We start from the raw sequence: 23,140 nt of genomic DNA, 5'->3' as shown, positions 1-23,140 counted from the left end.
TCTCCTGAATTCTTCCGGATATTTTTCTTGTGGTGCTTACGCCGCAGCCGGATGCGATTGACGGTGATACAGGAACTCCAGCACTGCCGTACGGTATTGCGAATACAAGGGATCCTGCGCCAGCATCACGCGCTCGCGCGGACGCGCCAGTTTCACTTCGAGGATTTCGCCGATGGTGGCGGACGGGCCATTCGTCAGCATGACGATACGATCCGACAGCAAGACCGCTTCATCCACATCGTGCGTCACCATCACGACGGTGGAACCGGTGGCGGCCACGATCTTCAGCAATTCATCCTGCAAGTGGGCACGTGTCAACGCATCCAGCGCACCGAATGGTTCATCCATCAAAAGCACTTTCGGCTCCATCGACAAGGCGCGGGCGATACCAACGCGTTGCTTCATGCCACCGGAGATTTCATTCGGACGCTTTTGCTCGGCATGGCTGAGGCCGACCAGCGCCAGTGCGGCGCGGGTGCGTGCCTTCAGCTCCGCCTTGCTTTCAGTCGCACTGAAAACACGTTCGACCGCGAGGTAGACGTTTTCATAGCAGGTCAGCCATGGCAGCAGGGAATGGTTCTGGAACACCACAGCACGTTCCGGCGACGGCCCGGCTATCTCCCGGTTCCCGCACAACAACATGCCGCCGGTGGCTTGCGTCAATCCGGCGATCAGGTTGAGCAAGGTCGATTTGCCGCAACCGGAGTGACCGATCAGCGTAATGAATTCGCCTTTGCTGACGGTGAGGTTGACGTTGGTCAGCGCATTGAAGATCCCCTTCTTGGTGCTGAAAGACATTTCCGCATGTTGAATATCGATGAACTTGCTGTTGATGCTATCCATGATGGTTCCTGTATTTGTATGGCACTGTTGCATTGCGACGAATTGATCAGCTCTTTACATCTTCATAGGTAAAGGCACGGGCGATACCGACCAGGATTTGTTCGAGGATCAAACCCACGACACCGATAACGACGATGGCGATGATGATGTGCGGTACGTTCAGGTTGTTCCACTCATCCCATACCCAGAAGCCGATACCGACGCCGCCGGTCAACATTTCCGCCGCCACGATCACCAGCCATGCGGTACCGATCGCCAGGCGTACACCTGTCAACATATAAGGCAGTACTGACGGGAACAGGATCTTGGTCACGATCTTCCATTCCGACAGCTTCAATACCTTGGCGACATTCATATAGTCTTGCGGCACGCGTTGTACACCGACTGCGGTATTGATGATCATGGGCCAGATCGAGCAAATGAAGATGGACCAGATCGCGGCTGGATCAGCAGCCTTGAATACCAGCAGGCCGATCGGCAACCAGGCCAGTGGCGATACTGGTTTCAACAGGCTGATGATGGGATTGAACATGCCGGACAGGAATTTGAAACGGCCGATCATGAAGCCCAGCGGAATGCCCACCAGTGCCGCCATACCGAAACCCATGCCGACACGTTTGAGCGAAGCCAGGATGTTCCAGCCTATGCCCTGGTCGTTCGGACCATTGCTATAGAAAGGATCGGCAAACAGCGCCTGCGCAGACTGGAAAGTCACCAGCGGCGATGGAATACCGCTGCTTTTGGCTGAGATGATTTCCCATACCAGCACCAGGAAGACCATGCCGAGTATCGGTGGCAGTACCGCCAGCAACAGCGGCTTGGACGACCACTTCACCTTTGGCTTGGCCGCTTCCACCACCACGCCGGCGCGGGCAGCTACGGCCGCATCTGCGGATTCTGATTTCATACTGACTTCCGTTTCTGTCGTAGCGCAGATGGGCGCGTTTTCTGCGGGGCGCATGATTGCACTCATGGTGACTCCTTAAGCCTTGATCTTGAATGATTCGGCGTACGCTTTCGGGTTCTTGCCATCCCACACCACGCCGTCGATCAGCTTGGAGGAACGCATAGGACTCTTAGGCACAGGCACATTCGCCAGCGTTGCCGCTTCCTTGTACAAATCGATACGGTTGACCGACTTGGCCGTGCCGGCGTAATCCGGTTCACCTTTAGCCAAACCCCAACGCTTGTGCTGCGTCATGAACCACATGCCGTCCGACAGGTAAGGGAAATTCGCCTGGCCGTCGTTATAGAACTTCATGTAGTTAGGGTCATCCCAGGTTTTGCCCAAACCGTTTTGATAACGGCCGAGGATGCGCTGGTTAATGACATCAACTGAAGTGTTGACATAGGACTTGGCGGCGATGACTTCTGCCATTTTGTTTTTGTTCGACAGCGAGGAATCGATCCAGCGACCGGCTTCCAGCACCGCAGCCGTCAAGGCGCGCGCAGTGTTCGGATTTTTTGCGACCCAGTCCGAAGTAGTGCCCAGTACTTTTTCCGGATGGTCTTTCCAGATGTCTTGCGTGGTCGCGGCGGTGATGCCGATGCCGTCAACGATGGCGCGGTGGTTCCATGGTTCGCCGACACAATAGCCATCCATATTGCCGACACGCATATTCGCCACCATTTGCGGTGGCGGCACGGTGATGACTTTTGCATCCTTCAATGGATTGATGCCGTAGGTCGCCAGCCAGTAATACAGCCACATCGCATGGGTGCCGGTCGGGAAAGTTTGTGCGAAGGTGTATTCGCGCTTTTCCATTTGCATCAGCTTGGCGAGGCCGGGACCGTCAATCGCTCCGCCTTCGGCCAGCTTTTTCGACAGGGTAATCGCCTGCCCGTTATTGTTCAGGCCCATCAGGACAGCCATGTCCTTCTTCGCGCCGCCTATGCCTTCATGCACGCCGTACACCAGGCCATACAAGACATGTGCCGCATCCAGCTCGCCATTGACCAGCTTGTCGCGCACGCCGGCCCACGATGCTTCCTTGGTCGGCACGATCTTGATGCCGTATTTTTTATCGAAGCCCATGACCGAAGCCATGACCACCGAAGCACAATCGGTCAGTGGAATGAAACCAATCTTTACTTCTTCCTTTTCAGGCTTATCAGAACCCGCCGCCCACACGCCTTGCGTAGCCAAACCACTAAAGGCGGTCGCAGTAATGGTTGCTCCCGCTTTCAAGATTGTGCGTCGTGTCATATTGGTTTTCCTGTCGTTCGTTGTCATGATTTCCTCGAAGAGCGGTTCTGATAAGCACAAAAAAAAGACGCCCGGGCCGGCACAAGCAAAGCTCATGCGACACGGACGTCTTTGTCCTTATTACTCTTACCGCCATTGGTATGAGTAATGATTTGTTCGTAGCACCTTCGTTGGTACTAGCTACTGTTTAGCAATTGGTGTGCCAGCGCGATCAGGCTGTTTTCAGATGTTTGCGATGCAAACCGAGCACTTAAAACGCTCTCTTTTTGTGCGGCGCATTACTTCAGTGCAGAGGAGTAATGACTTACTGGTGCAGCACTTCAGCTGACGTGTCAGCCCAGCAGGTCGGCAATATCCAGTACGCGTTGCGCCAGCTCGGACAATTTCAGGTTCTTGTCCATCGCCATGCGACGCAGTTTTATATAGGCTTCGTCTTCGGAAATCTTGTGCCGCTCCATCAGCAAACCCTTGGCGCGTTCTATGGTTTTACGCTCGGCCAGCTTGAGTTTGGTATCCGATAACTCGGTCAGCAATTTTTGTTCGGCGTTGAAGCGCGCCAGCGCTACATCCAGCACTGGCTTGATCCGTTCAGATTGCAGGCCGGCCACGATGTAGGCCGAGACACCGGCCGCCATCGCCGCCTCCATGCTGGATTTGGCCTTGTCTTCGGTAAACAGGACGATGGGACGGCGCGCATTGCGCGTTGCCATCACCACATGCTCAAGCACGTCACGTGCATCGGATTCGGCATCGATGATGATCATGTCCGGCTGCAATTGCGCGACCCGCTCCGGCAAATGCAGGTCGGCCGGGAACGACGCGATGATGTTATAGCCGGCTTCCAGCAAACCGATGCGCAAGGCACGCGTGCGCTCATCCTGCGCCAGCGCCTGCTCATCGAGTTCGCCTTCCGGTGCGACCGGATTGACGACTACGATGCGCAATGAGTGCAAATCTGGCTGGGAAATCTTAGTCATTCGGCAATCTATAAAAATCGTGGATGGGGTCTTGCATCAGAATAAGCTACAATCCACGCAAGAATCACACCACATGTTGCATATTTTTTGCAACTTTATCCCCATGCTTGTTCTCGGTATCGAATCCTCCTGTGATGAAACGGGTCTGGCGTTGTATGACACACAACGCGGCTTGCTTGCGCACGCCCTTTATTCACAAGTGAAAATGCATGAGGAATACGGTGGCGTGGTGCCTGAACTGGCGTCGCGCGACCATATCCGCCGCGCCCTGCCATTGCTGGACCAGGTATTCAGCGAAAGCGGCATCCGGCATGATGCGATAGACGCGATTGCGTATACACAAGGTCCCGGCCTCGCCGGTGCGCTGCTGGTCGGTGCATCCGTCGCCTGCGGCCTCGGCCTGGCACTGGATAAACCGGTATTGGGCATCCATCACCTGGAAGGCCATTTGCTGTCGCCCCTGCTGGCGAGCGAACCACCGGAATTTCCTTTCATCGCCCTGCTGGTGTCCGGCGGTCATACACAATTGATGCGGGTTGACGGCGTCGGTCTATACACGATGCTGGGTGAAACACTGGATGACGCGGCCGGTGAAGCCTTTGATAAATCGGCCAAGCTGTTGGGCCTGGGGTATCCGGGCGGCCCGGCGATTTCACGCATGGCTGAATTCGGTGATCCGACGGCCTACAAGCTGCCGCGTCCGATGCTGCATTCGAAGAACCTGGATTTCAGCTTCTCCGGCTTGAAGACCGCAGTGTTGACGGTCGTCAAAAATCACACGACGAATATCTGCGAACAGGACAAGGCCAATATCGCCCGTGCCTTCGTCGATGCCATCGTTGAAGTATTGACGGCCAAATGCGTGACCGCGCTGAAACACACCGGCCTGAAACGCCTGGTGATAGCCGGCGGCGTCGGCGCCAACCAGCAATTGCGCGCCTCGCTGAATGCCGCGGCGGCGAAGAAACACTTCAAGGTGTTTTATCCGGAACTGGAATTTTGCACCGACAATGGTGCGATGATTGCATTCGCCGGAGCGATGCGTTTGCAACTGAATCCCGCTGCAGCCAAGCGCGATTACGCTTTCAATGTGAAGCCACGCTGGCCGCTGGATAGCATCCGCGAAATCTGAACGGATGCTGGCCGGTATCCCGCACGGGGTACCGGCAAGCTTATTTCTTCTTGCTGCCGAGGCGGCTTTCTTTTCCTGCTAACAGATTACCGATATTCTTGCTGTGTCTGTAGACCAGCAGGATGCTCATCGCCAGCACCGCCAGCAAAATCACATCCGGTCCGAACAACAAGCCGTAATAAAAAGGCGCAAAGATGGCCGCAATCAAGGCTGCCAGTGACGAATAGCGGAAAGCATAGGCAATCACCAGCCAGGTGACCAGGGTCGCCAGGCCCAGCCAGCCATTCAATGCCAGCAATACGCCGAGTGCGGTCGCAACACCCTTGCCACCAACAAAGCGGAAGAAAACCGGCCACAGGTGACCAAGGAAGACTGCAATTGCCACCAGCGCCACGCCGTTTTCATGCACACCGTAGGCCGGGCCGAAGTGCTTGACCAGCCACACGGCGAGAAAGCCTTTGGCACCATCGCCGAGCAAAGTCAGGATCGCGGCTTTCTTGTTCCCGCTGCGCAGCACATTGGTCGCGCCCGGATTCTTCGAGCCGTAGCTGCGCGGATCAGCCAGGCGAAAGCATTTGCTGACCACGACGGCAAATGAAATCGAGCCTATCAGATAAGCACCCAGGGCAAATAAAACTGTATTCATACCAACCTTTCTAGAACTCATTTCACAAATATCCGCGAGTGCGAACGCGGCTATTTGGGAGGTAGTGCAAGGCGTGTCGCGCCGCCAAGGGTGGTCCCCTTGGCAAGCGGCACAACGCAGCAATACGCCCAAATAGCCCGTTCCCTCCGGGTTCTTACCAAAAGCGGCGCTGGCCGCGTTGTGCTCCTTGCGCATAGGCCACTATGCGACGCGTCGCACGCCTTGCCAGCACCGCTTTTGGTAAGAACGCATCTCACGGATATTTATGAAATGAGTTCTGGTATTTCCGCATCGCCTGCGCGATAGCAATCATTATTCTTCGAGCGCACACTGCACCGGCTTGGCCGCCAGGCTGTCTGTCAACACCTGCGGTGCGATACCGATCAGGTAACCGCGCCGACCACCATTGATATAAATCTGTTCCAGCGCAAGGATACTCTGCTCGACATAAACCGGCATTTGTTTACGCGTGCCGAAAGGTGAAGTACCGCCGATCAGGAAACCGGAATGCCGGTTCGCCACTTCCGGCTTGCACGGCTCTACCGATTTGCAACCGATCTGGCGCGCCAGGTTTTTGGTCGAAACCTTGCGGTCCCCGTGCATCAGCACGATCAACGGCTTGGCCGCCTCATCCTGCATCACCAGCGTTTTCACCACATGGTGTTCATCGACCCCCAGTTTTTGTGCCGAAACCGTGGTTCCGCCATGTTCTTCATAATCGTAAGGGTGTTCAGAAAAACCTATCCCGTTACGACGCAACCATTGGGTCGCCGGCGTTTCGGAAATATGCTCTTTTTTGGCCATGCGTGTTACGCTCATCTATAAAATTTGGAGCACATTATGCAACAAGAACTCCGCTTTGCCACCTTCAATGTCTGCAATCTGGCATTGCCGGGCATGAAATACTATGAAGACCAGATTCCGTATTCCGCCGAGGAATACGATGCCAAGATTAGCTGGATTGCGCAACAACTGGATAGGCTGGATGCCGACGTCATCGGCTTGCAGGAGATCTTTTCGCAACAGGCCTTGAAGGATGTACTGGCGAAAACAGAGAAATACCGGGATGCGCAACAACTGGGCTACGATCCCGACCCTGCCGCCGACCACCTGACGCCCAGCGTGGCGCTGATTTCACGCTTGCCGGTGCTGACCGGTGCCACGGTTTTCCGCGAATTGCCGCATCATTTATCGATCACGCTGCCCGGTGTCGCCCATCCGGTCACGCAGTTCACCCGCCCTATCCTGCATGCGCAAATCCAGGCCGCGAACGGCCTGGCGGTGGATGTTTTTGTCTGCCACCTGAAATCCAAACTGCCGGACTACCGCAACGACCTCGAAGATGAATTGCCGGACCAGACCGGCATCGCGATGCTGCGCTCACTGATACGACGCGGTACCGATGCGCTCGGCTTGCGCCATTTGCTGTCCGATATAAAACAGGTGCAACGCAAACCCATCGTCGTCATGGGTGACTTCAACGACGTCGCCGATGCGATCCCGACCCAGATGGTCATGGGGCTGGGCAAATATCCATTGAACGGGGTCGACGACCGACTGTTTGAAAGTTACCGCATCCAGTCACGACGCGATGTCTTGCGCGATGTCGGATATACGCATATCCACGACAATAGCTACGAGACTATCGATCACATCCTGGTATCAGAAGAATTCAATCCGGGCTCGCCGGTAGCACTGGGTGAGGTCATCGAAGTGATGTACCTGAATGACCATATGACGTTCAGGCAGGCTTATGCGTCGGACCACGGCCTGGTCCTGGCGCGCATCCTGCTGCATGACAAGGCAGAGTCGCTGCCTGATTAAAGACGCAGCGGGAATTACTTGTCTGCTGCGGCAGCGTCGTCGCCACCATCAGTAGCATCGGTCTCGGCATCATCTGCATCGCCGGCTTCCACGCCATCGTCAGGAGTATTGCCCTTTTCCTGTTTGCGCTTCAGCTTCTCTTCTTTTTTTCTTTTCTTTTCCAACTCTTTTTGACGCTTTTCGTACTGGAAATTAGGTTTAGCCAAGTGGTCGCTCTTTGAGTGGATGTTCTGTTTAAGGTGGGCAGCTGGGCGCAACGCTACTGCCATCGCACCCATCAATGGGACGAATGCTAGCATGCCGCCACCCTTTACGTCATGGAACTGCGGCCCGGGAACCATATTGCCAAAATGAAACATCTGCCAACATCCGGCAATTACGGGCAAGCCGGCACAATGCCCTTTCTTTGCATCCCAATATAAATTCAGCCAAATACGAGGGACTGCAGCCTAGCCGCGCGGATGGTGCATTTGATGCAGGCGTTTCAGGCGTTCACGTGCGACGTGGGTATAAATTTGCGTGGTGGAAATATCAGAGTGCCCGAGCAAAAGCTGGACCACGCGTAAATCTGCGCCATGGTTCAGCAAGTGCGTGGCAAAGGCGTGGCGCAGCGTATGCGGCGATAGCGGCGCGTTGATGTCGGCCGCGGCTGCATGTTTCTTGATCAGGGTCCAGAACATCTGGCGCGTCATCGCGCCACCACGTGCCGTCACAAACAGGGCATCGTCCATCTGCCCGTTCAGGATCACGCCACGCGCTTCCTTCAGGTAGCGCTCTATCCACGCACGCGCTTCTTCTCCAAACGGGATCAGGCGGGTTTTACCACCCTTGCCGGTGACGCGCAAAACACCTTCATTCATGCCGACTTCAATCGACTTCAGCAAGACCAGCTCGGTTACCCGCAAACCGCTGGCATACATCAGTTCCAGCATGGTGCGGTCACGCAAACCCAAAGGCGTATGCACATCAGGTGCTGCCAGCAAGGCTTCGACCTGCGCTTCCGACAGGGTCTTGGGCATGCGCGGCGGCTGCTTGGCTGAACGCAGGCGCAGGCAGGGATCATCCTTGATTTTGTTTTGCCGCAATGCGAGCTGATAGAAGCGCTTGAGCACCGCCAGGCGCCGGTTTGATGAAGTGGCCTTGGTCGTTGCATGCTTGGCGAAAAAATAGCCGTTGAGGTCTTCGGTATGCGCAGCCAGCAGGGACTTGCCGCGCTCCTGTTGCAGCCAGACGGCAAACAGGCGCAGATCACGGCGATACGCTTCCAGCGAATTTTTGGCGAGGCCATCTTCCAGCCACAAGGTGTCGCAAAATTCATCAATCTCGGATTGACTGAGCAAGGCCTCAGCGCTCATCGGTAACCTTCTACCTTTTCATGTGCCAGCAGCCAGCGCTTTACGCCGACGTGGAAACTGGTTTCATCGTCGTAATGCGAAAAGCCGCCAAGGCCGTTCGCAGCGGTCACGCGATGACAGGGAATCACCAATGGATACCAGTTCGCACCGCAAGCCTGGCCGACTGCGCGCGGTGCCGATTTCACACGGCGCGCAATATCGCCATAGGTCAGCACCTCGCCGCGCGGGATTTCAGCAATCGCTTGCCATACCTTGTTCTGGAAGTCTGTCCCTATCGGTGCCAGCGGCAAGTCAAAGCGGAAGTCCGGATCGCCCAGGTAACGTTCTACCTGCAGCGCCGCACGTTCCGACACGGCATCGACCGCAGCTTTTTCATCGAAGCTGGCCGGCAGGTAGACCAGCTCGCGTATATGCCCGTCTTCACTGCGTATGCCGATTGCTCCGAAGGAAGCTTCGACGATGGCGGTAAACAGGGAATGGGCGGCATTCTGTTTCATGGCAACAGGATTTAATTGGAGAATAGGCTAAGCATAAAACAAAAAAGGCGCATCTCGCGATGCGCCCTCAAATACCTCTACTGTACCCTCGCCGCGTATAGCATCAGCTATCGCCGCTTTTATTGATACAGGTCTCCTCTGCTATCCGGCATCGATGCCGTGTGTGTATATGCCCCCTGCTAACTATCCTGTCTTGCGCCGGTCCCGGGCCAGGCCCTTGCACCAAAGTGGGCTGATTATAAAAATCAATCCGGAAGAAATCAAGCACTCATCTGAAACGGATCATAGCCGAGGAAAAGCCCGGGGGCTATGCATTTTTAACAACGCTTTAAACATGCTTGTAATAAAATTTTTGACAAGCGCGCAACAGCGATGTATGCACTTGGTCGAACGGCCGAGCAAATAAAAAGGGCGCATCTGACGATGCGCCCCTGAATCTTGCTCCACGTTCCCGGCTACTGACAAACTTCAACAGCATCGTAAAACGCAGGCCTCCTCGACCCACCGGCCTGCCGCCTGCAAACGCAGGCAGCGGCCGTGTCTTTAGTCTTCCTTGAATGCTTCTTCGCGTTTCTTGCGCAGGGCCGGCATCAGCACCACTGCCATCGCCAATACTGCAACTGCCAGCATGGTTGCGCTGATCGGACGGTTCAGGAACACCATCGGATCGCTACGCGACAACAGCAGCGCACGACGCAGGTATTCTTCCATCATCGGTCCGATGATGAAGCCCAGCAGCATAGGTGCAGGTTCTGCATCCAGCTTCGCGCAAATATAACCAAACAAGCCAAACAAGGCCATCAGGTAAATATCGAAGTCACTGTTATTCAAGCTGAACACGCCGATCGCGCAGAACAGCAGGATAGCCGGGAACAGGTGGTGGTAAGGCACGGTAATCATGCGCACCCACAAACCGATCATAGGCAGGTTCAGCACGATGAGGAAGAAGTTACCGATCCACATCGAAGCAATCAAACCCCAGAACAGCGTTGGCTGTTCCACCATCACCGCAGGACCTGGCTGGATACCTTGAATAATCATCGCGCCGATCATCAGCGCCATCACCGGATTCGAAGGAATACCCAAAGTCAGCATCGGGATGAACGAAGTCTGTGCACCCGCATTGTTAGCGGATTCCGGTGCAGCCACGCCTTCGATTGCGCCCTTGCCAAATTCTGCCGAGTTTTTCGATACTTTTTTCTCGATCGAATACGCAGCAAAAGACGCCAGCATCGCACCGCCACCCGGCAGGATACCCAGCGCCGAACCGAGTGCCGTACCACGCAGGATAGGAGCGATGATGCGCTTGAAGTCGTCCTTCGTCAGCATCAGGCCGGAAACCTTCTTCATCACCAGCGAGCGGGTTTCTTCATGCTCGAGGTTACGAATGATTTCACCGATACCGAACATACCCATCGCCACGATCACGAAGTTGATACCGTCTGCCAGTTCCGGCAAATCGAAGGTATAACGTGCCGCGCCGGAGTTGACGTCGGAACCGACCAGGCCCAGCAACAGGCCCAGGATCACCATACCGATGGCATTGAGCAGCGAACCGCTGGCCAGAACCACGGAAGCAACCAGGCCCAGCACCATCAGCGAGAAGTATTCAGCAGGGCCGAATTTCAATGCCAGGTCAGCCAGTGGTGGGGCAAACAATGCCAGCAGGATGGTAGCAACGGTACCGGCAAAGAAGGAGCCGATAGCCGCTGTTGCCAGCGCCTTGCCCGCTCGTCCCTGTCGTGCCATCTGGTAACCGTCAATCGCAGTCACCACCGAGGATGACTCCCCGGGCAGGTTGACCAGGATCGCAGTGGTTGAACCGCCGTACTGTGCACCGTAATAAATACCGGCCAGCATGATCAGAGCGGAAATCGGAGGCAAGGCAAAAGTTGCCGGCAACAACATTGCGATCGTGGCCACAGGGCCCAGACCAGGCAACACGCCGACAGCGGTACCGAGGAAGACCCCGGCCAGACAGTACGCCAGATTCTGCAAGGACATTGCAGTATCAAAACCTAGCGCCAAATTAGCGAATAATTCCATTTGAGTACCTTTTTAACCGCCGAACCATGGGCCAAATATTGCGATCGGCAAACCGAGCGCTTCGACAAACACCACTACCGCAAACACGGCAGCCCCTATGGCCAGCGCAATCGCCGGTATCCATTTGAATTTTGCACTTGCGTATGCACTGAACATGATGATCGCGAACACAGCGACCACCAGGCCGGCACCACGTACCAGGAAGCCGAACAGCAAGACGCCGGTCAGGATCAGGATGGTTTCCTTGACGGCAAATTTGCCGATAGGCTCGCCATCACGGAAGAAAGCCCGCACCATTGCGGCCAGGCCGATCAGTGACAGCAAGCCGCCAAGAATGGTAGGGAAATAGGCCGGGCCCATTTTGCCTGCGGTACCCATGTTGTAATCGCGGCCGATGATGACAGCAGCCAGGCCGATCACAATAAAAATAACCCCAGTCCAAAAGTCCTTGGGATGTCGAATGAATGATAACAAGTTGCTCCCCTTCTCTAAAAACCAGATGGCTCAACGTTGAATATCAAACATCAAACGTCGAACAATAAACATTCTGTCCTGCAATGGATCGGTGGGTGCATATTTACCGAGCCACTTACTGAAATGACGAGATACACCTGCGCGTATCTCGTCATTTTTAAATTTACTGCATGCTTTTATCAGTCAGCGTAAACGCCAGCCTTCTTGATGATAGGCGCCCACTTGGCGATTTCTGCCTTCAGGTGTGCGCGCAGTGCTTCTGGCGTCGCGCGGTTTTCTGCAACCGGCTCTGTACCCAGGTCAGCAAAACGTTGTTTGACTGTTGGATCTTTCAGTGCGACTTGCAGAGCGTGTTCCAGTTTGTCGATGATAGGTTTTGGTGTGCCCTTAGGAGCATACAGACCGTGCCAGACAGCGACTTCAAAACCAGGCAAGCCGGCTTCGTTCATGGTTGGCAGGTTAGGCAACGAAGGTACGCGTGTTTTTGTGGTTACAGCGTAAGCCTTGATTTTGCCGCCTTTGATCTGGCTGGTGGTGTTGGTGGTTTGATCGCACATGAAATCAACCTGGCCGCCGAGCAAATCATTCATTGCAGGACCGGTACCTTTGTAAGGCACGGTGGTCAGTTCGGTGTCGATTGCTGTCATGAACAACATACCGCACAGATGGGAAGCCGAACCGATACCGGCATTGGCGTAAGTAACTTTGGTTTTGTTGGCTTTAACGTAAGCCAGCAATTCTTTCAGGTCTTTCGCAGGGAAGTCGCCGCGTGCGATGAAAGTCATAGGCACGTCGGTGATCAGGCCGATAGGCTCGAAATCGTCAACTGCGTTGTAGCTCAGTTTGCGATACAGCGAAGGTGCTGTCGATTGACCGATGTGATGCAGGAACAGGGTGTAGCCGTCCGGTGCGGATTTCGCAACGCGTGCTGCACCGATAGTGCCGCCGGCGCCGCCGACGTTTTCAACCAATACTGTCTGCTTCAGGGTGTTGGTCATCGATTGCGCAACCAGACGCGCCACTGTATCGGTCGGACCACCCGCAGCAAACGGCACGATCATGGTGATCGGCTTGGTTGGGTATGGTGTTTGGGCAAAGGCAAATGCACTTGCGAACATGGCCAGGCCGGCAACCGATTTCAGAAATTTATGTTTCATGTGACGTGTCTCCTGATTTAATAATTATTGGAAAAGCTACAACTGAGCCTGCTGGCTACTATTGCTTCTTTATCCTATCAAAATCGCAAATAAAGCGATACGAGGATTAGTGTTCCAGATAAAAGCAGCGCTTTGAAGTGAGAAAATCGTTCAAGTTCTACCGGGCAAAAAAGCTCCCGACTTTAATCTAGGGGGCTGATCATACTGACCGAACCTTTCACCAAACTTGCGGGGACAAGACTAAACGATTTTATAGATCGCCTGCAAGAAAGATTCTTGGCAATTTACACCCGTAATTGCACATATTAGTAATATACATACGCAGGGAAACAAGAATTAACATTGCCGTGTCATTTTCGAAGGCACAACAAGCATATCGCATGCATTAAGCATTAACACATATCTATTACATATCTATTACTAACGAATATTTAACGTGCACTGCCGCGGCGCATATCCGCGTCACGCGTCACGCCATACACGAGTGCCTTGCCGATCCGTGCTTCCAGTTCCTTATGCACCGGCAACAGTGCCTGGCGCCAGGCCTCGGTTTCTTCTGCAGTCAAGGTATAGACCTTCACCTTCTTTGATTTTTTGATCCATTGCAGTGCAGCGGCATTTTCTTCTTCCGCCAGATTATTGCCATATGAAGTGGCTTCACGCATGGCGAGGTCTATCGTATTGCGCAAATCGGACGGCAAACCATCCCAGAATTTCTTGTTCACCACCACCGCACTGCCGAGATAGCCATGATTGGAGATGGTCACATTGCTCTGGACTTCATACCATTTTCTTGCGTAAAAATTAACAGGTGAGGTTTCCGCACCATCGACCACACCGCCCTGCAAGGCCGGATACACTTCATATGCATCCAATATCAATGGAATTGCGCCGAGTGCCTCCATTTGCCACGACAGTACTTTGGAGGAATGGATGCGCATCGCCAAGCCGGCGAAATCGGATGGTACGCGCAAGCGTTTGTTGCCGGACATGATCTTGAAACCGTTATCCCAGTATGCCAGGCCAACCATGCCCTTGGATTCCAGCTTGCGCAGCAGGGTTTTGCCGATCGGGCCTTCGGTGACACGTGCCACCGATTCCTTCTCAGTAAATGCAAACGGTAAATCAAATACCTCGAAATCCTGCAAACCGAACTGCGCCAGCTTGGCCAGCGATGGCGCGAGCATCTGCACCGCGCCCAATTGCAGCGCTTCCAGCTCGTCGCTTTCTTTATAGAGCAGGTTATTCGGGTATACATCAACGCGGATACGACGCTGGCTATTGCGTTCCACCAATTCCTTGAAACGCAGCGCGGCCTTGCCTTTCGGGCTGTCAGCCGGAGAAACGTGGCTGAATTTAATTACAGTGGTCGTTTGCGCGGATACAATTACGCTGGTCAGCGATAATGCCAAACCAAGCATAAACAGATGCAGTTTTGTTGCTAATTTCATCGCACGACCAGGAAATTTCAAATTCGGGTTGATACTATGCGCAGTCACTATAGGCGTCACAACTGTGGTTAACCACATGCTGCGCCTCGGTAAATGAGCTATGCGCGCTCTCGAAATACACCAGCATTTTTTAATTTGAATGTAATGCTGTGAATACAACAGCAAAAAAATCGGCACATCCACTGCTGTACTACTGCTTTATAGCCGGTTTTTTATTTAGCTATTTATGATACCAAATCAAACGCGCTCACCAAGCTTCGGTTTTCCAAGTCGCAAACAAGCGTGGCGTTGGCTTGCTCCACTGTTCCTCGCGCTGCTCTTCCTGACCACACTGATCTGGCTGCCGCTGCATGAAAAGCAGCAGGAAGCCGCCGAGCGCCAGGAACAACTGATTGCCGACTCCCTGTGGGTTGAGCAAACCATCCGCTTCCAGTTACAGCGCAATGAAGAGAGCCTGGGCCTGATGGGTTCCGAGATTGTATCCGGCTATTTGGTCGGCAAGCGCCTGCTGGACCGCATGGAAGGCCTGATTCGCAATAATCACGAAATCCATCGCATCATCCAGCTCGATGCGGACGGCAAATTGCTGACCTCGACCGATGAAACACTGATCACCTTCAACGAATTATCGGCACCGTCCAAACGTGCCAACGAACGCGCCCGCACCACCCGTACCCCACTCTATAGCCAACCGGCCACCGACATCAGCGGTCCGGTGATGATCGACTATCACGTGCCGCTTTTTGTCGGTAATAAATATATAGGCAGTATCATCGCCAGCTACCTTGCGTCGAGCATACTCGATGATATGGTGCCGTGGTGGTTTGCGCAGGACAATGAAATTGCGCTGACCGATATCAACGATGTCATCATCCACAAACGTGCATCCGGCGGTGCCGGCCGTGGCGTCTATACACACAGACGCGCGCTCAACCTGGCCGGCCTCTCGCTCAAGCTCAGCACCAACAGCATCAAGAGCGCACCGAAACTCTTGCCCAGCCTGCTGGTCGATACCGTCATCCTGCTTTCGCTCGGCCTCGCGTGGAGCCTGATTGCACTATGGCGCGATATCAATCGACGGCTGGCAGCGGAAACCGCATTGCGCGAACAGATCGCCTTCCGTACCGCGATGGAAAACTCGCTGATCACCGGCTTGCGTGCGCGCGACCTCGAAGGTCGCGTGACCTATGTGAATCCGGCTTTCTCGCAAATGGTCGGGATGCCGGCCGAAGAAATTGTCGGTCACCTGCCACCTATGCCGTACTGGGCACCGGAAGCACGTACCGAATATCACCGGCACTTTTCGCAAGTGGCAGCGGGCACTGCCAATCCGCAAGGCTTTGAAACCGTATTCCAGCATTCGGATGGCCGCCGCATACCGGTCCTGATTTTTGAATCACCGCTGGTGGATAACACCGGTGCGCAAACCGGCTGGATGGGCTCCATCCTTGACATTTCAGATCGCAAACGGGTCGAAGACCTGAACCGCCAGCAGGAAGAAAAACTGCAGGCCAGCGCCCGCCTCGCCACCATGGGTGAAATCGCATCGACGCTCGCGCATGAGCTGAACCAGCCGCTGGCCGCCATCTCCAGCTACACCACCGGCGCACTGAATATGCTGGAGCGCGACAAATCGAAGGCGGCCGAAGTCAATATAGATATGCTCACGCATGCGCTGGAAAAAGCCCAGGCACAGGCGCAACGTGCCGGGCAGATTATCCGCAGCGTGCATACCTTCGTGAAAAAGCGCGAACCCATGCGTACTGCGGTGACGATAGAAGAACTGATCGATAACGTCGCACCGCTGGTCGAACTGCAGGCGCAAAAATACTTCGTCTTCATCAAGATCGATATCCCGGATAATCTGCCGGCAGTGCTGGCCGATCATGTCTTGCTGGAACAGGTGCTGCTGAACCTGACACGCAATGCCATCGAAGCTATGCAAAACATCGCACCGGAAAAACGCGTACTGCGTATCGCCGCCGCGGTTGATGAATCCGACCCGCCGAATGTAGTAGTCTCGATCAGCGACCAGGGCCACGGTATTCCACCGGAAGTCGCGGAACGCCTGTATTCGCCCTTCTTTTCGACCAAGGCCGACGGCATGGGCATGGGCCTCAGCATTTGCCGTACTGCAATAGAATTCCATGGCGGTACACTCACGCATGCGGACAATCCGGGGGGCGGCACTATTTTCCGTTTTTCACTTCCGACATTGCAAAATAGATTGATCGACACGACAATGCGTGCAAACCGAAGATAAAAAAAATCCTTTTGATATATTTTTGATACTTTTATCAGTTCCCCGAACTGATCAGATACACCGCAACACACGGCAGACCGACAGGATATTTAATGCTGCACATTATTGATGACGAAGAAGTAATCCGCGACTCGCTCATGTGGCTGGCCAAATCGCGAGGCATCCCGGCCACCGCATATGACAGCGGCAAGGCCTTCCTCACCACGCTCGACACCATGCCACGCGCCACCAGCCCGCAAGGACAATGCATCTTGCTGGACGTGCGTATGCCGGAAGTCAGCGGCGTCGCCTTGTTCGATTTGCTGACTTCGCGCGGCCTGACCCAGACTTTCCCGGTGATTTTCCTGACCGGCCACGGTGATGTACCGATGGCGGTGGATACATTGAAGCGCGGCGCTTTCGACTTCTTTGAAAAACCATTCAACGACAACAAGCTGATGGATCGCATCCAGGAAGCGCTTGCCTCTTCCGAACATGCATCGGCCAGCGTCGCCATCCATACCCGCCTGGCCGCGTTGTCGGGACGTGAACGCGAAGTGCTGGACCTGATCCTCGAAGGCAAAATGAACAAGGTCATCGCCGACAAGCTGGGCATCAGCATGCGCACGGTCGAAGTCCATCGCGCACATATCTTCGACAAGATGAATGTAAAGACCGCGGTCGAACTGGCCCGCCTCTTAAAGTAAAATCAACAGTAAAATCAAAAGACGCAAGGGCCGGCTGATCGGCTCCTTGCGCTCCGTGCACTTTCCTAAACTGCTTTTCCATTCCAGCGTACTACGCTGATTGCCATGCATATCGTCAATCTCCTGCTGCCCGACTTCATGCTGATCCTGTTCGGTGCGGTCTTGTTCCGCGTCACCAAATGGCATGCGGAATTCTGGATAGGCATGGAGAAACTGATTTACTACGTGCTGTTCCCGGCACTCTTGTTCTATTCCTGCGCACGCTCGCCGATCAACTTCGCCGCCACCGGTCAGTTCCTGCAAGTGGCGATAGCCGCCTGTGTCACCGGCATCGTGTTCGGCTGGCTCGCCAAGCCGCTGTTCAAATCCGAGCCGATGATCTTTGAATCCGGTGTGCAAACCGCATTCCGCTTCAATTCCTATATTGCATTGGCGATTGCCAGCCGTCTCGGCGGCGCGGAAGGTACTTCACTGATGGGCCTGGTGATCGGCTTTGCCGTCCCCCTGTGCAATATGGCGGCAGTCCATGCACTGGTTAAAAACAAGGGCGGCCTGGTATTTGAATTACTGAAGAACCCGTTGTTGATGGCAACCGTCGGCGGTGTAATCTTCAATTTGCTCGGCTTCCAGGTACCTGAATTGGCCAGCGCCTTCCTGTCGCGCCTCGGCAATGCATCGATTGCACTGGGCCTGATCATGGTCGGTGCCGGCCTGCGCCTGACCGGCTTGCACGCATCAAAAGGCATCGCAGCCTACTTCATCATCGTCAAGCTGCTGATCGTCCCCCTGGTCACCTACGGTCTCGGCCTCTGGCTCGGCCTGTCGAGTTCACATCTGCAGATGGTAGTGATGTTTGCCGCATTGCCGACTGCTTCCAGCGCCTATGTGCTGGCGGTGCGCATGGGTGGCAACGGTCCTTTTGTCGCCTTCCTGATTTCTGCCGGCACACTGATTTCGATGGCCACCCTGCCACTCTGGCTGGCACTGTTACAGTAAGCGACACTTTTTTCTCGCAATGCACAATTGAGCGTAATGCAGGATCGCAGTGCGCGATAAAATACGCTCGCCTGAAAAAAGATTGAACTCAGGACACATAATTGCATCGTAGCTGCAGGCTGAGTCCACAGGCGAAGCGCAGCATCCGGCAAAGAACCCCTGGGATATCCTTACTCAATGCAAAATTTCACCGCCCATCTGCATGAAGAAGCCGGCACCCTCGCACTGGGTGCATCGCTCGCGCATGCGCTGCAGCCGGGCCTGACCATTTACCTGCATGGCGACCTCGGTGCCGGCAAAACCGCGTTGACACGCGCCATGCTGCATGCGCTGGGCCATGTCGGCCATGTGAAAAGCCCGACTTATACATTGGCAGAACCGTATACCGTCCACATCGGGGGCGTGGCCGTCAATGTGATCCATTTCGATTTATATCGGATGGGAAGTGCGGAAGAATTCCTCGATGCCGGCTTCCGTGAATACTTCAATCAGCAAACGATCTGCATTATCGAATGGCCGGAAAAGGCTGAAACGGTATTGCCGCCTCCCGATATCAGCATTTCGCTTACAGTTGCAGGCGAAGGGCGTGATGTAGAATTGCAAGCGTTGTCCGATCAAGGTGTTGAATGTCTGAATCGACTGAAATTCGCTCCAAACCTGTGAAAGCAAAAGTCCGTCGCACTGTCTTGAAGGCAGGCGGCACTTTGCTGATCTCCCTGTTTTCGCCCTTGCCGGCCTTCGCTTCGCAAATCCTTGCCGTACGCGTCTGGCCGTCCGAGGATTACACCCGCGTCACGCTGGAAAACGATGCGAACCTGAAGACCAATCACTTCATCATCAAGGATCCGGAACGGCTGGTGGTGGATGTCGAAGGCATCGACCTGAACCCGACGCTGAAAAGCCTGATCGCCAAGATCCAGCCGAACGACCCCTATATCAAGCAAGTGCGCGTCGGCCAGAACCGGCCGGGCGTGGTACGCCTGGTATTCGACCTGAAGGAAGAAGTGAATCCACAGGTGTTTACGCTGGCACCGGTCGACAAATACCAGCACCGCCTGGTATTCGATCTGTACCCGGTCAATCCGCCGGACCCGATCGCCGCCCTGATAGAAAAAGGCCAGTGGTCACTCGACAAACCAAACGAGCCGACGATGCCGCCGCCGGTGGCTGAAGTCAAACCACCGTTTGCCGAGCCCAAGACAGACCGCGCACCGCAAGTCAGCCGCATGCTGACCATCGCACTCGATCCCGGCCATGGTGGCGAAGATCCGGGCGCGGTCGGACGTGGCGGCAGCTATGAAAAACACATCGTGCTATCCATCGCCAAACGCCTCAAGGCCAAGCTGGAACAGCATCCGAATATGCGCGTGATGCTCACGCGTGACGGCGATTACTTCGTGCCATTGCATGTGCGCGTACAAAAAGCACGCAAGGTACAAGCCGATTTATTCGTGTCGATACACGCGGATGCCTTCGTGCAACCGACGGCGAACGGCTCATCGGTCTTTGCCCTGTCGGAAAAAGGTGCCAGCTCAACCGCTGCGCGCTGGCTCGCGAACAAGGAAAATGCGGCCGATCTGATCGGCGGTACGAATATCAAGAACCATGACAAGCAACTCGCCAGCGTGCTGCTCGACCTGTCGACCACCGCACAGATCAATGACAGCCTGCGCCTCGGCAAGGCGGTGTTGAATGAAATCGGCGGCGTCAATCGCCTGCACAAGAATGCGGTGGAACAGGCGGGTTTTGCGGTATTGAAGGCACCGGATATCCCGAGCATCCTGATTGAAACCGCCTTCATTTCCAATCCGGAAGAAGAAGCCAAGCTGAATGATGATGCCTACCAGGACCGGATGGCGGATGCAGTGGCGCAAGGTATCAGGAAATACTTTGCGAAAAATCCACCGCTGGCGAAGGGCCGGATGATGTAAATAAAAAGGCGCTTAGGTATGACCGAAGCGCCTTTTTTATTTCATTTATTTTTGAAGCGTTGTAATACTTTCCACAAGGCGCCGAGCGCCACCGGCACTGCCGCCGCACCAACACCAATCAGCACGATAGTATTCAAGTGATCGCGGATGATAGGAATGTTGCCGAACAGGTAACCACCAACCACCAGCAAACCCACCCACAACACGGCACCGATACAGTTGAATAACTGGAAGCGGAAGAAAGTCATTTCCGAGACACCGGCGATAAACGGCGCAAAAGTACGTGCAATCGGGATGAAACGGGCGAGGATCAGGGTCTTGCCACCGTGTTTTTCATAGAAAGTATGGGTTTTGCGCAAAGCGTCGCGATCCAGCCAGCGGTAATCATGGGTAAACACTTTTTCGCCTATCGCATGCCCTATCCAGTAATTCACGGTATTGCCGAGGATCGCAGCCGCCATCAGCAAACCCAGTAACAGCCACAGGTTCATGCTGCCGGAAGCGCAAAATGCACCGGCAATGAACAGCAGGGTATCGCCAGGCAGGAAGGGAAATACCACCAGCCCTGTTTCGCTGAAGATAATCGCAAACAGCACGACATAAATCAGCATGCCGTATTGCGCGATAAAAGTGCCTAGATACTTGTCGACATGCAAAATCATGTCGAAGAACTGCATGAAATCCATAATTTTCCTTGGTAGCGGCAGAATGATACACCAGCGGCACTGCCGACAGGCACCGTAGAAAGACTGCTGGCAGCTCCGACAGTTCACTGCACCGTGCGGCCATGCAATCAGAAGTTATAATCTCCCTATGTACGCAACCACCCAACCTTTCCGGCCGATCCAGCCGCTCTCCGACCAACTCATTTCGCAAATCGCCGCCGGTGAGGTAGTCGAACGCCCATCCGCCGTCGTCAAGGAATTGCTGGAAAATGCATTGGATGCCGGCGCCACGCAAATCAGCATACGTCTGGAACAAGGCGGCGTGAAACGCATCGCGATTACCGATAACGGGCGCGGCATTGCCCCGGAACAATTACCACTGGCGCTGGCACGTCACGCCACCTCCAAGATCAATTCGCTGAACGAACTGGAAAACGTCGGGACACTGGGCTTCCGTGGTGAAGCACTGGCTTCGATCGCTTCGGTCGCACAGCTGACACTTACTTCGCGCACCGCAGATGCACAGCACGCCTGGGAAATCAGCGGCGTACAAGGCAGCGATCAAAAGAACACCGTTGCACCGTCATCCGGCGCTCCTGGCACCACAGTCGATGTGCAAGACCTGTATTTCAATACGCCAGCGCGACGGAAGTTTCTGAAAACAGATCAAACCGAATTTGGCCATTGCGCCGAAGTGGTACGCCGCATCGCGCTGTCGCGTCCGGATGTGGCCTTCTCGCTGTCACATAACGGCAAGACCGTCGATCACTGGGCCGTCAACGATATCGCCAAGCGCAGTGCACATATCCTTGGCAGCGAATTTTCCGGTGCGCGCCTGCCTTTGGAAGAAACCGCAGGGCCTTTGCACCTGCACGGCTACATCGGCTTGCCGACTGCATCCAAGGCACGCGGCGATGCGCAATACTTTTACGTCAACGGCCGCTTTGTCCGCGACAAATTGCTGATGCATGCAGTACGTTCCGCATATCAGGACGTCTTGCACGGTGATCGCTACCCGTCTTATGTCATCAGCCTGGATCTCGATCCGGCGCTGGTGGACGTCAATGTGCATCCATCGAAAATCGAAGTACGTTTCCGCGACAGCCGCGCGGTCCATCAATTCGTATTCCATGCAGTCAGTCGCGCACTGGCGCAGACATCGGCTACCGCCTTCGGTGCCGTACCGTCGCCAACGCCGGCTCCGTCCGGTGCCTTGCCATGGCTGCGCGAACAACAACAGACTACATTTGCACCACAATTCCAGCAGCAGTATGGCGTCGCGCAAACGACGGCGAATTATGGTGCCTTGTTTAATACGGATAGTGCAACGACGCCTGCCGGTACCGAACCGGCACCTGCATACGCAGCCTTCACCAACAGCCCTGCGCAGACCATGTCTGACGATGAATTCCCGCTCGGCTTTGCCTTGGCGCAATTGCACGGCATCTTCATCCTCGCGCAAAACACCAAGGGCCTGGCCCTGGTCGACATGCATGCAGCGCATGAACGCATACTCTACGAGCAATTGAAGAATGCATTGGATGACAATGCGATGCAGGTGCAGCCATTGCTAATCCCGATCACCTTCTATGCCGATGACGTTGAAGTCGGCACCGCCGAAGACAGCAAGGACACCCTGCTCTCGCTCGGTTTCGATATCGCCGTGATGTCGCCGACCACGCTGGCAATACGTGCAGTACCGACGCTGCTCAAGAATGCCGATGCGCAATCACTGGCACGCGATGTCTTGCGCGATGTACGTGAATACGGTGGTTCGCGTGTATTGGTGGAACGACGCAATGAGTTGCTCGGCACGCTCGCCTGCCACACTGCAGTGCGCGCCAATCGCATGTTGACCGGCCCGGAAATGAATGCGCTGCTGCGCCAGATGGAAGCCACCGAACGCGCCGACCAATGCAATCATGGCCGTCCGACCTGGGTCCAGCTGGGCTTGTCCGACCTCGACAAACTCTTCGAGCGCGGACGTTAAG

The 23,140-nt window shown here is 54.8% G+C and carries 22 protein-coding genes; 8 read left to right on the top strand and 14 right to left on the bottom strand.

From position 1 onward, the window contains the following. Nucleotides 1-36: 36 nt before the first annotated feature. The 4 genes from ACFQPC_RS17845 to ACFQPC_RS17830 form a co-directional block, all read right to left on the bottom strand. Entirely contained in the window at nt 37-843 is an 807-nt protein-coding gene (locus tag ACFQPC_RS17845) for an ABC transporter ATP-binding protein (protein WP_012078347.1), read from the bottom strand. Nucleotides 844-889: 46 nt separating this feature from the next. Beyond that, nucleotides 890-1,816: a nitrate ABC transporter permease gene (gene ntrB, locus ACFQPC_RS17840; RefSeq protein WP_382273166.1), complete on the bottom strand. Its 927-nt coding sequence runs from the start codon at nt 1,814-1,816 to the stop codon at nt 890-892. Between the two features lie 9 nt (nt 1,817-1,825). Beyond that, entirely contained in the window at nt 1,826-3,049 is a 1,224-nt protein-coding gene (locus ACFQPC_RS17835) for a CmpA/NrtA family ABC transporter substrate-binding protein (protein WP_382273165.1), read from the bottom strand. A 332-nt stretch (nt 3,050-3,381) separates the two neighbouring features. Further along, nucleotides 3,382-4,026 carry an ANTAR domain-containing response regulator gene (locus ACFQPC_RS17830; RefSeq protein ID WP_012078344.1) on the bottom strand — a complete coding sequence of 215 codons (645 nt, stop codon included), beginning with the start codon at nt 4,024-4,026 and terminating at the stop codon, nt 3,382-3,384. A gap of 103 nt (nt 4,027-4,129) precedes the next feature. On the opposite strand from ACFQPC_RS17830, the gene tsaD reads away from it, so the two are divergent. Then, nucleotides 4,130-5,158, top strand: coding sequence for a tRNA (adenosine(37)-N6)-threonylcarbamoyltransferase complex transferase subunit TsaD (tsaD, locus tag ACFQPC_RS17825; RefSeq protein ID WP_382273164.1), 1,029 nt, complete (start codon nt 4,130-4,132; stop codon nt 5,156-5,158). A 40-nt stretch (nt 5,159-5,198) separates the two neighbouring features. Here the strand turns inward: tsaD and plsY are convergent, their stop codons facing one another. Beyond that, entirely contained in the window at nt 5,199-5,804 is a 606-nt protein-coding gene (gene plsY / locus ACFQPC_RS17820) for a glycerol-3-phosphate 1-O-acyltransferase PlsY (RefSeq protein ID WP_382273163.1), read from the bottom strand. A gap of 312 nt (nt 5,805-6,116) precedes the next feature. Next, nucleotides 6,117-6,608, bottom strand: a complete 492-nt coding sequence (ybaK, locus tag ACFQPC_RS17815) for a Cys-tRNA(Pro) deacylase (protein WP_175627069.1) — start codon at nt 6,606-6,608, stop codon at nt 6,117-6,119. A 36-nt stretch (nt 6,609-6,644) separates the two neighbouring features. On the opposite strand from ybaK, the gene ACFQPC_RS17810 reads away from it, so the two are divergent. Next, a complete protein-coding gene (locus ACFQPC_RS17810; RefSeq protein ID WP_382273162.1) occupies nt 6,645-7,628 on the top strand; it encodes an endonuclease/exonuclease/phosphatase family protein in 984 nt (327 codons plus the stop codon). Nucleotides 7,629-7,642: 14 nt separating this feature from the next. Here ACFQPC_RS17810 and ACFQPC_RS17805 read toward each other — a convergent pair whose 3' ends face one another. From ACFQPC_RS17805 to ACFQPC_RS17775, 7 genes are all read right to left on the bottom strand, one after another. Further along, entirely contained in the window at nt 7,643-7,987 is a 345-nt protein-coding gene (locus ACFQPC_RS17805) for a hypothetical protein (RefSeq protein WP_382273161.1), read from the bottom strand. A 90-nt stretch (nt 7,988-8,077) separates the two neighbouring features. Further along, a complete protein-coding gene (gene xerD, locus ACFQPC_RS17800) occupies nt 8,078-8,983 on the bottom strand; it encodes a site-specific tyrosine recombinase XerD (RefSeq protein ID WP_382273160.1) in 906 nt (301 codons plus the stop codon). Next, on the bottom strand, nt 8,980-9,480 hold the full coding sequence (locus ACFQPC_RS17795) for a methylated-DNA--[protein]-cysteine S-methyltransferase (RefSeq protein ID WP_382273159.1): 501 nt from the start codon (nt 9,478-9,480) through the stop codon (nt 8,980-8,982). The genes xerD and ACFQPC_RS17795 overlap by 4 nt, the downstream gene beginning before the upstream one ends. Before the next feature lie 543 nt (nt 9,481-10,023). Beyond that, the gene (locus tag ACFQPC_RS17790; RefSeq protein ID WP_382273158.1) at nt 10,024-11,526 is read right to left on the bottom strand and encodes a tripartite tricarboxylate transporter permease; all 1,503 of its coding nucleotides are present in this window, start codon (nt 11,524-11,526) and stop codon (nt 10,024-10,026) included. A gap of 12 nt (nt 11,527-11,538) precedes the next feature. After that, entirely contained in the window at nt 11,539-12,000 is a 462-nt protein-coding gene (locus ACFQPC_RS17785) for a tripartite tricarboxylate transporter TctB family protein (RefSeq protein ID WP_382273157.1), read from the bottom strand. A gap of 179 nt (nt 12,001-12,179) precedes the next feature. Beyond that, nucleotides 12,180-13,157, bottom strand: a complete 978-nt coding sequence (locus ACFQPC_RS17780) for a tripartite tricarboxylate transporter substrate binding protein BugD (protein ID WP_382273156.1) — start codon at nt 13,155-13,157, stop codon at nt 12,180-12,182. Nucleotides 13,158-13,588: 431 nt separating this feature from the next. After that, on the bottom strand, nt 13,589-14,608 hold the full coding sequence (locus tag ACFQPC_RS17775; protein ID WP_382273155.1) for a DctP family TRAP transporter solute-binding subunit: 1,020 nt from the start codon (nt 14,606-14,608) through the stop codon (nt 13,589-13,591). 226 nt (nt 14,609-14,834) lie between these two features. On the opposite strand from ACFQPC_RS17775, the gene ACFQPC_RS17770 reads away from it, so the two are divergent. The 5 genes from ACFQPC_RS17770 (at nt 14,835) to ACFQPC_RS17750 (ending at nt 20,484) form a co-directional block, all read left to right on the top strand. Further along, nucleotides 14,835-16,871 carry a sensor histidine kinase gene (locus ACFQPC_RS17770; protein ID WP_382273154.1) on the top strand — a complete coding sequence of 679 codons (2,037 nt, stop codon included), beginning with the start codon at nt 14,835-14,837 and terminating at the stop codon, nt 16,869-16,871. A 92-nt stretch (nt 16,872-16,963) separates the two neighbouring features. Beyond that, the gene (locus ACFQPC_RS17765; RefSeq protein ID WP_012078332.1) at nt 16,964-17,557 is read left to right on the top strand and encodes a response regulator transcription factor; all 594 of its coding nucleotides are present in this window, start codon (nt 16,964-16,966) and stop codon (nt 17,555-17,557) included. A 105-nt stretch (nt 17,558-17,662) separates the two neighbouring features. Then, nucleotides 17,663-18,553, top strand: a complete 891-nt coding sequence (locus ACFQPC_RS17760; RefSeq protein WP_382273153.1) for an AEC family transporter — start codon at nt 17,663-17,665, stop codon at nt 18,551-18,553. Nucleotides 18,554-18,730: 177 nt separating this feature from the next. Beyond that, complete coding sequence (tsaE, locus tag ACFQPC_RS17755; RefSeq protein ID WP_382273152.1) at nt 18,731-19,216, top strand: tRNA (adenosine(37)-N6)-threonylcarbamoyltransferase complex ATPase subunit type 1 TsaE; 486 nt, start codon at nt 18,731-18,733, stop codon at nt 19,214-19,216. Further along, on the top strand, nt 19,180-20,484 hold the full coding sequence (locus ACFQPC_RS17750; RefSeq protein ID WP_382273151.1) for an N-acetylmuramoyl-L-alanine amidase: 1,305 nt from the start codon (nt 19,180-19,182) through the stop codon (nt 20,482-20,484). The genes tsaE and ACFQPC_RS17750 overlap by 37 nt, the downstream gene beginning before the upstream one ends. Before the next feature lie 41 nt (nt 20,485-20,525). Here the strand turns inward: ACFQPC_RS17750 and ACFQPC_RS17745 are convergent, their stop codons facing one another. Then, a complete protein-coding gene (locus tag ACFQPC_RS17745) occupies nt 20,526-21,170 on the bottom strand; it encodes a VTT domain-containing protein (protein ID WP_382273150.1) in 645 nt (214 codons plus the stop codon). Nucleotides 21,171-21,297: 127 nt separating this feature from the next. Here ACFQPC_RS17745 and mutL point away from each other — a divergent pair, with 127 nt between their 5' ends. Further along, on the top strand, nt 21,298-23,139 hold the full coding sequence (gene mutL / locus ACFQPC_RS17740; protein WP_382273149.1) for a DNA mismatch repair endonuclease MutL: 1,842 nt from the start codon (nt 21,298-21,300) through the stop codon (nt 23,137-23,139). Nucleotide 23,140 lies beyond the last annotated feature (1 nt).

Source organism: Herminiimonas glaciei, assembly GCF_042664955.1.
Lineage (GTDB): Bacteria > Pseudomonadota > Gammaproteobacteria > Burkholderiales > Burkholderiaceae_D > Oxalicibacterium > Oxalicibacterium glaciei.
The sequence above is the reverse complement of the archived record's forward strand: the minus strand, read 5'-3'. Positions and strand labels throughout refer to the sequence as shown.